Annotated in this window: 10 protein-coding genes and 3 pseudogenes; 6 read left to right on the forward strand and 7 right to left on the reverse strand. The window is 60.1% G+C overall.

The window, feature by feature from the left end:
• Window positions 1–129: 129 nt before the first annotated feature.
• Complete coding sequence (locus AQUI_RS0112025) at window positions 130–1332, forward strand: GTP-binding protein (protein ID WP_027257747.1); 1203 nt, start codon at window positions 130–132, stop codon at window positions 1330–1332.
• Window positions 1325–1594: a DUF6525 family protein gene (locus AQUI_RS31900; protein ID WP_027257748.1), complete on the forward strand. Its 270-nt coding sequence runs from the start codon at window positions 1325–1327 to the stop codon at window positions 1592–1594. The genes AQUI_RS0112025 and AQUI_RS31900 overlap by 8 nt, the downstream gene beginning before the upstream one ends.
• An 86-nt stretch (window positions 1595–1680) precedes the next feature.
• Here the strand turns inward: AQUI_RS31900 and AQUI_RS0112035 are convergent, their stop codons facing one another.
• Window positions 1681–2061 carry a winged helix-turn-helix transcriptional regulator gene (locus AQUI_RS0112035; protein ID WP_027257749.1) on the reverse strand — a complete coding sequence of 127 codons (381 nt, stop codon included), beginning with the start codon at window positions 2059–2061 and terminating at the stop codon, window positions 1681–1683.
• Between the two features lie 124 nt (window positions 2062–2185).
• Between AQUI_RS0112035 and AQUI_RS0112040 the strand changes: the two genes are divergently transcribed.
• From AQUI_RS0112040 to rpsA, 3 genes are all read left to right on the forward strand, one after another.
• A complete protein-coding gene (locus tag AQUI_RS0112040; protein ID WP_027257750.1) occupies window positions 2186–2827 on the forward strand; it encodes an NAD(P)H-dependent oxidoreductase in 642 nt (213 codons plus the stop codon).
• A 154-nt stretch (window positions 2828–2981) separates the two neighbouring features.
• Window positions 2982–4199 (forward strand): hypothetical protein, encoded by a 1218-nt coding sequence (locus AQUI_RS29265; RefSeq protein WP_156916817.1) that lies wholly within the window; start codon window positions 2982–2984, stop codon window positions 4197–4199.
• Window positions 4200–4449: 250 nt separating this feature from the next.
• Window positions 4450–6132 (forward strand): 30S ribosomal protein S1, encoded by a 1683-nt coding sequence (gene rpsA / locus AQUI_RS0112050; protein WP_027257751.1) that lies wholly within the window; start codon window positions 4450–4452, stop codon window positions 6130–6132.
• A gap of 369 nt (window positions 6133–6501) precedes the next feature.
• On the opposite strand, the pseudogene AQUI_RS27720 reads toward rpsA, so the two are convergent.
• Both AQUI_RS27720 and AQUI_RS0112065 read right to left on the reverse strand, forming a co-directional pair.
• Window positions 6502–7353: pseudogene (locus AQUI_RS27720) on the reverse strand (IS3 family transposase); the annotation flags it as partial.
• 625 nt (window positions 7354–7978) lie between these two features.
• Complete coding sequence (locus tag AQUI_RS0112065; protein ID WP_027257752.1) at window positions 7979–8587, reverse strand: glutathione S-transferase family protein; 609 nt, start codon at window positions 8585–8587, stop codon at window positions 7979–7981.
• 64 nt (window positions 8588–8651) lie between these two features.
• Between AQUI_RS0112065 and AQUI_RS0112070 the strand changes: the two genes are divergently transcribed.
• The gene (locus AQUI_RS0112070; RefSeq protein ID WP_027257753.1) at window positions 8652–9356 is read left to right on the forward strand and encodes a helix-turn-helix transcriptional regulator; all 705 of its coding nucleotides are present in this window, start codon (window positions 8652–8654) and stop codon (window positions 9354–9356) included.
• 369 nt (window positions 9357–9725) lie between these two features.
• Here AQUI_RS0112070 and AQUI_RS30710 read toward each other — a convergent pair.
• The 4 genes and pseudogenes from AQUI_RS30710 to AQUI_RS0112095 all read right to left on the reverse strand — a co-directional run.
• A pseudogene (locus AQUI_RS30710) lies at window positions 9726–9872 on the reverse strand (IS5/IS1182 family transposase); the annotation flags it as partial.
• Window positions 9873–9947: 75 nt separating this feature from the next.
• Window positions 9948–11302, reverse strand: a pseudogene (locus AQUI_RS27730) (IS3 family transposase).
• Between the two features lie 134 nt (window positions 11303–11436).
• A complete protein-coding gene (locus tag AQUI_RS0112090) occupies window positions 11437–12300 on the reverse strand; it encodes a cysteine hydrolase family protein (RefSeq protein ID WP_027257756.1) in 864 nt (287 codons plus the stop codon).
• 179 nt (window positions 12301–12479) lie between these two features.
• A complete protein-coding gene (locus AQUI_RS0112095) occupies window positions 12480–12944 on the reverse strand; it encodes a nuclear transport factor 2 family protein (protein WP_027257757.1) in 465 nt (154 codons plus the stop codon).
• Window positions 12945–13390: the final 446 nt, after the last annotated feature.

The raw sequence follows: 13390 nt of genomic DNA on the forward strand, positions 1-13390 counted from the left end.
TTGCGTCATCCTGAAGGCGGAATACACTTATTAGCCATGGCTCTTCTATTGGTTCCAGGGTTGCGTGTTGTGAAACAGGCTGCTAGTCATCTGGAATATTTGTTATGATATAACATATGGAGATTCTGCATGACCGACAACAGGCTGCCGGTTACGGTCCTGTCCGGCTTTCTTGGGGCGGGCAAGACCACGCTCCTGAACCACGTCCTGAATAATCGCGCGGGCCGCAAGGTGGCGGTGATCGTCAATGACATGAGCGAAGTGAACATCGACGCAGACCTGGTGCGCGGCGGGTCCGAATTGTCGCGGCAGGACGAAAAACTGGTGGAGATGACCAACGGCTGCATCTGCTGCACCCTGCGCGATGACCTGCTGCAGGAAGTGCGCCGCCTCGCGGGGGAGGGGCGCTTTGACTATCTGTTGATCGAAAGCACCGGAATTGCCGAACCCTTGCCGGTGGCCGCAACTTTCGATTTCCGGGATGCCGATGGCGCCAGCCTGTCGGACGTAGCCCGGCTGGACACGATGGTGACGGTGGTCGATGCGGTGAACCTGCTGCAGGACTTCAGCAGCCACGATTTCCTCAGCGACCGCGGCGAAAGCCTGGGTGAGGAAGATGACCGCACATTGGTCAACCTGCTGACCGACCAGATCGAGTTCGCCAATGTCATTATCCTGAACAAAGTGTCGGATGCAGGGCCGGATCAGACCGCCGCAGCCATGGCCGTCATCAAGGCGCTGAACCCGGATGCCGCAGTGATCCACGCGGATCATTCCAAGGTGGACGGCGGCAGGATCTTTGACACCGGCCGGTTCGATTTCGACCGTGCGCATGAGCACCCCCTCTGGGCCAAGGAACTCTACGGTTTTGAACACCACGTGCCGGAGACCGAGGAATACGGCATTTCCTCCTTTGTGTACCGGGCCCGGCGGCCCTTTGATCCCGCCCGGATTCACGCAGTGCTGAACGGTGATCTTCCTGGCGTGATCCGGGCCAAGGGGCATTTCTGGCTGGCGACCCGCCCTGAATGGGCCGCCGAGTTCTCGCTGGCCGGGGCAATTTCCTCGATCCGCCCGCTGGGCCTGTGGTGGGCTGCAGTGCCAACAGAACGCTGGCCCGCCCACCCTGAGGCCCGGCGCGAGTTCCTGCAAAACTGGGATGAAACCTGGGGCGACCGCCGCCAGGAACTGGTGTTTATCGGCGCGGGACTGGATAAGGACGCGATCTCCGCCCGCCTCGACGCCTGTCTGATGCAGGAAGCGCCTGGCGGCTTTGACCCTGCCTGGGACGCGCTGGACGATCCCTTCCCGGGCTGGCGCCGCAATGGCTGACCGCAGGGCTCGTCGGAATCTGAATTCCCGCCTGAAACGCCGGCGCAGGGCAGGGAACCCGATGCAGGCCTATGACGCGCTGCCGCCCGGGCTGCGGCACTGGCTGGCCTCCGCCTGCCTGCCTTGGAGCCCGGCATCGGCCCTCAGGGTCTGGATAAAGGCTGGCGGCAGCCAAAACCCCGTAGCCGCAGCAGCACGGCTTGATGCCGCCGAAACCGCTATGCTGCAGCGGGATGCCAGAGTCTGGGAGTTCCGGACATAGCTTCAGGCCCCGCTTGCAGCAGCCCGCTGCACCTTGAACGGGGCCTGGACTTGAGCCTTGACTGGGGCATTGACGGGGACTGAGTGTCAGGCGGATTTCTTTTCTGCCAGCGCCGCCGCATCGAAATCGGCCCGTGCGGCATCAATCACCGGCAAATGCTCCAGCGCCCAGAGCCCCAGCGCACGCAATGGCTCGCGGAACGACTCTCCCAGCGGCGTCAGCGCGTATTCCACCTTGGGCGGGATCGTCGGGTAATAGGTGCGGCTGACCAGCCCGTCGCGTTCCAGGCTGCGCAGGGTCAGGCTCAGCATCCGTTGGGAAATCCCCAAATTCCGCTTCAGCTCGTTGAACCGCAGCACCCCGTATTGCGCCAGTGAAATCACCACCAGCACACTCCAACGGTCCCCGACCCGTGACAACACTTCGTTTATGCGGCTGCAGTCCGGGCATTTGGCGGCGTCTGCCATGGCGGTTCCTTCCGTGTTACCTGGGCTCAAACCTGTGCCTTCTTGTGCCCCATCCAGTGCCTCTTATATAGCCAGTCACAAATCTATACCACCCCTGGCAACCTGCCGAGAAAGGACCCGCGACATGAGCAAGAGCACCCTGATCGAGAAACTGAACTGGCGCTACGCAACCAAGAAGATGGACCCGGCAAAACCGGTGCCGCAGGAGAAAGTCGAGCAGATTATCGAGGCGATCCGGATGGCGCCGACCTCCTCCGGCACCCAGCCGTTCGAGGTGTTTGTCATCACCAACCCGGAGATCCGCGCGCAGATCCGCCCGCACGCCTGGGATCAGGCCCAGATCACCGACGGCTCGCATCTTTTGGTCTTTGCCGCCTGGGACAACTACTCGGAAGACCGCATTGATGCCGTCACCCGCCAGATGACCGAAGAACGCGGCGAGATCCCGATGCTGAACCAGTACTATGATAACCTCAAGGCGACCTACCTGCCGCGCGAGGAGCGCACCAATCACGACCACGCCGCCCGTCAGGCCTATATCGCGCTGGGCTTTGCCCTGGCCGCTGCGGCGGAGCTGGAGGTCGACAGCACCCCGATGGAAGGTTTCACACCGGAAAAGGTCGACGAAATCCTGAACCTCAAGGAGCGCGGCCTGCGCTCGGTCCTGCTCTTGCCGCTCGGCACCAGGGAAGAACAGGGCGACTGGCTCTTGCCGATGAAAAAGGTCCGCAAATCCCGCGACACTATCGTGACCGAGATCGCCTGAGGCCTGAACGGTGATAACACGGTGGTAGCCTGAAACTCCCGGCATGCCGTCTTTACTCTAATCCTGACACTGTCAGCCAGCTGTTCTGTTGTATGGACAGCTGGCTGTCGGCCTCCATATAAATGACTATGGGCATCACAGAAACACAAGCACCGTGAGCTTGCGCACCCCTCAATCCGCACCAATCCTGATTGACGGGAACGGGAACGGGAACGGCGTTGCTTGGAAGCGCGTGCTGCTTGGGTCTCCTGACAGCGGTGATTTGCGGGAGAGTTTCCTTCAGCAATTGGTGCATGATCATCCTGAAATCATGCCAATGGCAGAAATCGAACCAGCTTTCACGCCTTTGATCCCCATTTGCATGGAGCTCCCGACAACCGCCGGTATTCTGGATAATCTTTGGATGACGCCTGCCGGAGGAATAATCATCGGAGAGTGCAAGCTGGCCCGTAACCCGCAAGCCCGCCGCGAGGTGGTGGCTCAGGCATTGGATTATGCGGCGGCACTTCATGGCCTGCATTACAGTGAGTTCGAAGCCGCAGTATTGCGTGGCCAGTCCATGGCGGGTGAAACCCTTTGGGAGGCAGTCGCAGAACAGGCCTTCCTGGACGAAGCTCAATTCATTGATGCCGTTGAACGCAGGCTTCGCTCTGGAAGGTTCATGGTTATGATCATTACTGACGGCATTCGCGAAGGTGTTGAGGAACTGACCGAGTTTTTGCAAATGCATGCCGGTCTTCACACCGGGCTTGCCTTGTTGGACCTGACCATTTGGAAAGACGGTCCGAACCGGATTCTGGTGGTGCCCAGGGTGCCGATGAAAACAGTGCTTGTGGAGCGGGGTGTTGTACGGATCGCGGAAGACGCCAGCATCAGGATCGAAGCTCCTTCAAAATTGCCCGATACGTCTTCGCAAGGCGCACCAGCTCAACCCTATACAATATCTGAGGTGGAGTTTTTTGAGCAACTTGATCAATCCGTTCCCGGAGGTGACGTATGCCTTAAGGAGTTCCTGCATCTGACAGTGAAGGCGGGCATTGAAGCCGAATTCAGAAAGACCCTTGTGCTTCGATTTTCTACAGCGTCCGAAGGAACTGTTTCTGCAGGGTACATTGAAAGCAACGGAAAGGTTATCGCGGGCGATGGCTGGTGGTATGCGAAGAAGGCAGGGCAGGTTGCAGCAGGACAAAGGTACATGGAGTCGCTGCGCGATTTGATTGGCGGGGAACTGAGGCAATATGAAAGTTCAAAAGCCCCGTTTCTGTTGGGGCCTGACGGTACCGGCGCAAGGCTAGGGGATTTTGCTGACAAAGCCCGGGGATGGGCTGAGATCACAAACGCGTTCGTGCACGCGCTATCCGATGATGTTTAGACAGGCTCCAGCCTGCTTGCCCCGCCGCTGTTCCCCCTTGCACGCAACCGGGAATCCGCCTATACGCGCGCTGTCGGTACAAGGGCGGTCAATGTCCGGATGACACATCTGAGCAGGGCTGAGGCACACCTCGGCCCTTTGTGTTTGTTTGATCAGATGTGATCCGGGCTACGTCCTTTACGGCTAACCAAGACCGGCGGAGACAACCGCATGGCCAGAAAAACCGTATGAAAAGGAAATCTGAGACCTCATGGCTCAAAACGTATCAATGGAGGATTTCGAAGCCCTCCTGAACGAAAGCTTCGAAATGGACACTCCGGACGAGGGTTCGGTTGTCAAAGGCAAAGTACTGGCAATCGAAGCCGGTCAGGCCATCATCGACGTCGGCTACAAAATGGAAGGCCGCGTTGATCTGAAAGAATTCGCAAATCCCGGCGAAGCTGCTGATATTGCTGTCGGCGACGAAGTGGAAGTCTTCCTGCGCTCGGCTGAAAACGCCCGCGGCGAAGCCGTCATCTCGCGTGAGATGGCCCGCCGTGAAGAAGCCTGGGACCGCCTGGAAAAAGCCTACGCAGACGATCAGCGCGTCGAAGGCGCGATCTTCGGCCGCGTCAAGGGCGGCTTCACTGTCGACCTGGGCGGCGCAGTTGCGTTCCTGCCCGGTTCGCAGGTTGACGTGCGCCCTGTGCGCGACGCCGGCCCGCTGATGGGTCTGAAACAGCCGTTCCAGATCCTGAAAATGGACCGCCGCCGCGGCAACATCGTTGTTTCGCGCCGTGCAATCCTCGAAGAATCGCGTGCCGAGCAGCGTGCCGAAGTCATCGGCAACCTGACCGAAGGCCAAGCGGTCGACGGTGTGGTCAAGAACATCACCGAATACGGTGCGTTTGTTGACCTGGGCGGCGTTGACGGCCTGCTGCACGTCACCGACATGGCATGGCGCCGTGTGAACCACCCCTCCGAGATCCTGTCGATCGGCGAAACCGTCAAGGTTCAGGTCATCAAGATCAACAAAGAGACCCACCGTATCTCCCTCGGCATGAAGCAGCTGCAGGAAGACCCGTGGGATCTGGTTGGTGCCAAGTACCCGCTGTCCTCGGTGCACAAGGGCCGCGTCACCAACATCACCGATTATGGTGCATTTGTTGAGCTGGAGCCCGGCGTCGAAGGTCTGGTTCACGTCTCCGAGATGTCCTGGACGAAGAAAAACGTCCACCCCGGCAAGATCGTCTCCACTTCCCAGGAAGTCGACGTCATGGTTCTGGAAATCGACGGTGCCAAGCGCCGCGTGTCCCTGGGCCTCAAACAGACCATGCGCAACCCGTGGGAAGTCTTCTCCGAAGCCAACCCGGAAGGCACCGAGGTCGAAGGCGAAGTCAAGAACATCACCGAATTCGGTCTGTTCATCGGCCTCGACGGCGACATCGACGGCATGGTTCACCTGTCCGACCTGTCCTGGGACGAGCGCGGCGAAGACGCGATCCAGAACTACCGCAAAGGCGACATGGTTTCGGCCGTTGTTTCCGAAGTGGACGTCGACAAAGAGCGTATCTCGCTGTCGATCAAAGCTCTGGGCGGCGACAAGTTCGCTGAAGCGGTTGGCGGCGTGAAGCGCGGCTCGATCGTGACCGTGAATGTGACCGCAATCGAAGACGGCGGCATCGAAGTGGAATATGAAGGCATGAAGTCCTTCATCCGCCGCTCCGACCTGTCCCGCGACCGTGCTGACCAGCGCCCTGAGCGTTTCTCGGTTGGCGACAAGGTCGACGTGCGCGTCACCAACGTCGACTCCAAGACACGCCGCTTGGGCCTATCCATCAAGGCGCGCGAGATCGCGGAAGAAAAAGAAGCAGTGGAACAGTATGGCTCCTCGGATTCCGGCGCATCGCTGGGCGACATCCTGGGCGCCGCACTGAAGTCGGGCGACGAATAATCGCCCCGGCCTCACGGCTGCTGAAAACGAAAGCCCCGCAGGTTTCTGCGGGGCTTTTCGATTGGGGCAGGGGCAGGTTTCAACACAGAGCGGACGTTTTCCCCTCATACTCATTCTTGCATTTGCTCACTTAATATACCGCACAAGACAGCCTTCCATTCGCGGCAGCAGAATCGCGTTATGTTCATCGGTTCACACCATCAAACCATTGGAGAACAGTGGCCGTTTATCCCGGCGGCAATCCGTGCATTCCCTTGGGCAGTATAAGTTCGAGAGCAGTCTTTTCGCATGCCCAGCGTTTGCGCCAGAGACCGTCGGAAATTTTATGCTACGCAGCGTTTGACGTGCTCCCCGTAGAGACCGCGGTTATTAGTTCGCTCTGTTCAGGGTTTGGTCCTCTTTTGACCGTTGGTGATACTCCCACGGGGTGAGCCCGTCGAGGCTCGTGTGGGGGCGGTGGTGATTGTAGTCGTGGCGCCAGGCCGCGATCAGCTCCCGTGCGTGGCGCAGGTTGGCGAACAGGTGCTCATTCAGGCACTCGTCCCGCAGGCGGCCATTGAAGCTTTCCACGAAGCCGTTCTGCCTAGGTTTACCGGGTGCGATGTAGTGCCACTCTCTGACCCGACAGCGATGTATCCACGACAGTGGCCAGGCATTCCCGGCTGAAGTCGTCTATGACGCATAGCACCCGGAATCGGCGGCCATCGGACAGGCTGTCCGAGACGAAGTCCAGCGACCATCTCTGGTTCGGCCCTTGCGGGATCGCCATGGGCGCACGCGTCCCAATGGCGCGTTTTCGCCCGCCGCGCTTGCGCACGCTCAGCCCCTCTTCGCGGTAGATCCGGTAGAGCTTCTTCCAGTTCACCTTCCAGCCCTCGCGGCCGAACAGCAGGTGCAGCCGACGATAGCCGAAGCGCCGCCGTTCGCTGGACAGCTCCTTCAGCCTCTCTCGCAACTCGGCGTCCGCAGGCCTGGTTGATCCACGCCGATAGACGCGCGGATCGATCCCGGCCAGGGCACAGGCCCGCCGCTGGTTGTAGTTCTTCTCTGTCATAGCCCAGTCCACAGCTCGCCGCCTCGCACCGGGCTTCAGAAGTTTTTTCCCAGCATCTCTTTCAGCGTTGCCACATCAAGCATGTGCTCGGCCAACATCTTCTTGAGCTTGGCGTTCTCTGCCTCCAGGGCCTTCAGCCTCTTGGCCTCGGACACTTCCATGCCCCCAAGCATTACGAAGATCCGCGCGATGCTTGAGGTGGAACAGCCAAAGCAAGACGCTGCGACGGACACCGTGGTCATCCCGCCCGCCCTGCGTGAACCCTGTCCCTGCTGTGACGGACCCATGCGCATCATCGAGATCTTCCGGCGTGGTCGGAAACTGATGTCCCGCGTGCCGCCAAGGGAGCAGGCCGCATGACCCAAAGCCCTTTCACCATATTGATAATCCCCTGGCTGCCCCCGCAGACCCGGTCAGCACGTTTTGTATCCGAGGCCTCAGACTGCAACATGAAAGGAGCAGAGCAACCTCGATCACCGGAAAATCCGCGGGTCATGCGCATCCCCAGGATTGCACCACAGGCCTGCAACCCTTCCGGCGGCGCGCCAGTTGCGACCCGCCCCAACGGTCAGCGGGCTTTACCTATAGGCTGATCCCAGCTCCCCGCGGCTTTCACCTTGGGAGGATTTCCAACGCGGCCCGTCGAAACCGCCGTTCGCTGCGATCGCAAAATCCCGGATCAAACGAACTCACCCAGTGCGGGACGGAGCTGTCGAACGCCCGAGATAGCCGGAGGACTATCCGTCCGAAAAACATCTGCCTGATCAAAAGGCTTGGGTTCGCGACCTCGACCTATGTCCGCAGTCCCGATCTCTCCCGTTCCATGACGGCTTTCAACGCCGGACGATCGGCGCAGCGCCTTATCCAGGCTTGGACGGAGGACTGTTCCGGCACGGCGTCCGGAAGCCAATGGAACGGGCTCGACAGCAGCAGGTCGACCGCCGAATAGTCCTCGCCGAGAAGATACCGCTGGCCGTCCAGCGCTTCGGACAGGCGGGCGAAAACGGCATCCAGATCGCGGAACGTCGCGTGGAAGACGGGATGATCGATCTTCGCCCAGTCAAGGACCAGCACGGGCTCCATCACACCCTGATAATAGAACAGCCAGCTCAGGAATGCCCCGCGCTGCGGATGCCCGACAGGACGGCCGAGCCCCGCCTCGGGGAACTGGTCCGTCAGGAATGCGACCATTGCACCGCGCTCGCGAACGGCGTCCGCGCCGCCGGTCAGGTAGGGTACCTTCTTCTCGGGATGCGGATTGCGCGGGTCCGGACCGCCACTGCCATCCTGCCGGGCGACCGTGACGTCGATGACGTCGATACGGTCGGCGATGCCCATTTCCTCAATCAGGACGAGGATCGAGGTCGAGCGGGAGTTCGGGGCGTGGTAGAGTGTCGGCATGGGTGCCTCCTGAAATTGCGTCATGCCTTGACTTAGCCTCAGGCTGCTGACAGATCCCGTCAGCATGGCCCGGACCGACCGTCTCATGCGCTTGATGGACGCGCTGCGCCGCTTGCCGGCGCCGGTCACAGCCGCGAGGCTGGCGGCGGAGACGGGTGTGTCGCGGCGGCAGCTCTACCGGGACATCGCCACGCTGCGGGCGGGCGGCGCCCTGATCGACGGCGAGGCCGGGGTGGGCTACCGGCTGACCGAGGATCCGGCGTTGCCGCCGCAAAGCTTCTCCCGGCTGGAGATTGAGGCGCTGGTTCTCGCCGTGGGAGAATTGCGCCAGACGGGTGACGCGGTACTGGAGACGGCAGGCCGTTCGGCGCTTGCCCGGATCATCGCCACGCTTGCCGACGAACAATCACGGCACGCCATGCACACCGTCTTGCGCAGCTTCCGCCCGCCGCCTGCCCGCGTGGATTTCACCGTGGACATGGCGCTTCTGCGACGCGCCTGCTGGGAGGAGCTGGCGCTCGACGTGCGGTATCGTGACCTTAAGGGCCGGGTCACTCAGCGCGAGGTCTGGCCCTTGGGCATCAGCTACTCGGACGGGACACTGAAGGTGCTGGCCTGGTGCTGCCTGCGGCAGGACTGGCGCGTCTTCCACGCCTCGGGGATGGAACGCGCATGCCTCAACGGACGCAGCTTCAGACCCCGGCGTGTGTCTTTGCTGCGCGACTACGCGGCGCGGCACGCCGCTCCTGGGCCGCCTGTGAAAGAGTAGGCGCGACCGGTCCGCGCAGCGTTGCCGCATATGATGCCATTCGGCTTAGCCTTCTCAATGATTGACCACCAGCATAACCCGTGAACAGCTGGAAGCTTTGCCGGAGTATGAGCCAAGCTAAGACGCCCTCTTTGTAGGGGCTGTCAGGCCCCTTTGACTGCCACCCGTTTGCCTTCGGTCTCACCGCTGGTTTCCTGTCTCGTACCGGCAGTTCAGGCAAACATCACTGCCAGGCGGCTTCGCAAGGCCGGGTTCCAAAATGGGGTCGGGTTTTTTGGTACTGATGACAGGGCAGGAATGGCTTTCGCTTCAAAGGGCTTTGTTGCACAAATCGGGTGGCGGGCGGACTTCCCTTTTGCCCTGAAAGACTTACCCGATAGCCTCTGTTGCGGGTATGCCAAGAGCGGTGTAGCGGTTGAGCACGGCGAAACGGGTTTGGATTTCCGCGACCTGCCTGTCGAAGTCTCGCGCCGAGAGGCGCTGCCCCAGCAGTTTCACGCAATGCATCCTTTCGTCGGGTGTCCGTCATCAAATGAAATGGTCCGATTGAGCTGACGGCGTTTAGGACGGCCTGGCTCATCGATTTTGATCTTACGCGGCGCGCCCGAGATTGAGCAAGCGTCGCTGTTTCAGTGTTCTTTCCTTGATGGTTCTCCTTTCCTTCAGAATGCCGTCGCTGCGACCGAAGTAGACATCGGCCGGTGTCAGATTGCCGAGGCTCTCGTGATAGCGGCGGTGATTGTAGTGGCCGAGGAAGGCTCTGATCGCTTCCTCGAGTGCGCCCGGTAGGTAATAGTTCTCCAACAGGTTGCGGTTCTTGAGCGTCTGGTGCCACCGCGCGATCTTTCCCTGGGTCTGCGGGTGATTTGGCGCCCCTCGAACGTGGTCCATACCCTGATCTTGGAGCCAATCCGCCAGGTCACCAGAGATGTATGATGAGCCGTTGTCGCTGAGCAGCCTCGGTTTGTGCCTGACGGCCGCGGACGAACAGCCTGATGCCTCCAACGCCAGTTCCAGAGTGCCGGTGACATCGCCGGCCTTCATCGTTGTGCAGAGTTTCCACGCCACGATGTAACGGCTGAAGTCGTCCAGGATCGTCGAGAGATAGAACCAACCCGAGCCAGTCGCCTTCAGGTAGGTGAAGTCCGTCTGCCAAAGCTGGTTCGTTCTTGTGGTCTTGTCGTGGAACTCGTCCGCAGCCTTGATCACATTGAACGCCGGGCCAGTAATCAGGTCCTGTTCCTTGAGGATGCGATAGACCTAAGGCTCTGATACAAAGTACTTTTTCGTGTCTGTGACGCGGAATGCCAGCTCACGCGGCGATAGTTCCGGCTCATCCAGGGCGAGGTCAACGAAAGCCTGCCGGATCTCGTCGGGGATGCGGTTCCAGACCCGGCCGGGGTGTGGACGGCGGTCCTCGAGCCCCGCTTCACCAAACGCCTCATAGCGGGCACACCAGCGGTAGAACGTGGTTTTCGGGATGCCCAGCCTCGACAGCGTCCTCTTCGCTGGCAAGTGGGACTGCTCGACAAGTCGGATGATCTCGAGCTTCTCCGTTGCGGGGTATCTCATATGTCGTCGTCCCCATCCCCGAGCATGCTTTTTTTGAGCAAGCGGTTTTCCAGGGTGAGGTCGGCAACGGCCTCCTTCAGGGCCGACGCCTCAGCCCGCAGCTCCTTCACTTCGGAGCTTGTCGCTTGCCTGGCTGTGTCACCTGCCAGCCGCTTCTTGCCGGCCTCCAGGAACTCCTTCGACCAGGAATAGTACAGGCTAGTGGCAATCCCTTCGCGACGGCAGAGCGCGGCGATGCTCTCCTCGCCACGCAAACCCTCCAGCACAATGCGGATCTTCTCCTCAGCCGAATGATGCTTGCGCGTCTTGCGGCGAATGTCTTTGACGACCCGATCAGCCGCCGGTTTGCCGTCGGTTCCAGCTTTCCGTCTCATCTTCACTCCTTGACGATTCAGATGAGCCAGAAACCTTCCGTTATGCAAACCCCTCAATCAGGCCCACAGGTGCTGATGTCAGACATGCTATTGGTCATTTTCTTCTCCAGAATACGGGATGAAGGGTTCGGGGGTCAGGCGCCGTTTCCAATCCGAGTGACAGCGTCGTCGGTCCACCAGACGCCGTTAGCCACCATGCGGAAGTTGATGAGTGCGGCAAGGTATCCGTCTCCTTCGGGCACTTTGGCACCCGCAGTTGCGTCGCGCACAACGGCAACCTCGTAGCCCAATTCAAGCAGGTCATAGAGATGCGCCTGAGTGCAAAGGTTGGCGGACATGCCCGCAAGGATCACCTTGTCGATCCTGCGTTTGCGCAACTGCAGATTCAGGTCGTTTTGCGCCGGGCTGTAGACCTTGTGGGGGGAGCACACGATGGTCTCGCCGTCTTCGATGTATTTCTTGTATTGCGGCATCCAATCGGCGCCCGACCCTTCGAAGTTGTCGATGTTCAGCGGTCCGAGGCGGTCAAACATGCCAATTTTGTGCATCGTCGCTTCCAGCGTGCCCTCGAAGTTCCACTTGTGGTCATGGGGGTAGTAGTAGTGGGGAGAGATAAAGACCGGCATGCCCGCCGCCTTGGCCGCAATGAAGAGGCGTTCGATGTTGTCGACGGTCCCCTGTTCCGTGACGCTTTCGCCCACAACACCCCATGTCACACCGTCCTCCGACAGAAAATCGATCTGCGGGTCGGTGACTACAAGGGCAGTGCGCCCGGGTTCGATGGTCATGTCAATCTGTGGCAAACCGGGGTTTTCAGGATCCGCATATGCTGCCTTTGCCGCATCGGTTGCAGCACCCGCTGCGTTGCCTATGATGGATGCAGCGCCCGCTGCGCTGGCTGCGGCAACACCCGCCAGCACGCGGCGGCGTGCAAGATCGACGCTTTCGCGCGTGTGTCCGCACCCGCAATTGTGGTCATGTTCGTGAACGGAATTCATGAGTAGTCTCCTTGGTTAAAGTTGGAGCAGGGCATCGTGGCTCTGCATTGAGGACGCAGGCATTCGGACAAAGCTTCCCTATTCGCAGCCGATGAGGCTGCGTCGCTGGTGTTGAATGTTCTCTTGCTTGCAGGACCGGCGCAGGAAAGAGCGGCAGCCGCGACAGATCTTCAGGTTGTCTAGAGACCCAATTCAGTCAGACCCTGGTGTCCCAGGGGGCGCGTCGCATCTGTCCAGTGGAACAGACGCTGCGCTTCATCGATAGGCAGGTCATTGATCGAAGCGATCCTCCACTTCATCAGCCCGTCCTCGGCGAATCCCCAGTTTTCGTTTCCGTAGGATCGAAACCACTGGCCGCTGTCGTTGCGCCATTCATAGGCAAACCGCACCGCGATGCGATTGCCGGTAAAGGCCCAGAGTTCCTTGATCAGGCGGTAATCCAGTTCGCGGGTCCATTTGTCGGTCAGGAATTTTATGATGGCGGAACGCCCGGTGATGAATGTGGCGCGGTTTCGCCAGACACTGTCGGCCGTATAGGCAAGTGCAACCTTTTCGGGGTCTTTGGAATTCCAGCCATCTTCGGCCATGCGGACTTTTTCGATGGCGGTGTCATGGGTGAATGGCGGCAATGGCGGGCGGGTCATTTCGTTGTCCTTTTGGTGAGTATTGATGGGGCGGGAGCAGATGGTGCTGCGTACGACAAGGGGCAGAATGCCGTCGCAGTTGCCTCAGCAAGCCTGATGATTTCAGCAATGGTCGCGAGAGCCGACCAGACGCCACAGATCAGCACCACTGCGAGCGCCCTTTCGTTTGGCAGACCCTTGTACGGCTTCCAGGCATTGCGGGTTGGTGAATGGGGCGAAGCAGGAATGGCCCGGGATCGGCTGAGTTCGCGATGGCAAGGGAAACAAACCACGTATGGCAATGAATGCCAGTTGAGGCGGACAGTTGTTACGGGACGTCTCATTCCTGCTTCTCCGGTTGGAGGTCTGCCGTGGCGTCGTCAGGGACTGTTCTGACGCTTGAGTGCTGGCATCCCTCAGGTGGCTGATGAAACCAATTTAGGTGCCAGGGGGCTCTGGGTATTGGC

Origin of the sequence: Leisingera aquimarina DSM 24565 (assembly GCF_000473165.1) — a bacterium.
Taxonomy (GTDB): domain Bacteria; phylum Pseudomonadota; class Alphaproteobacteria; order Rhodobacterales; family Rhodobacteraceae; genus Leisingera; species Leisingera aquimarina.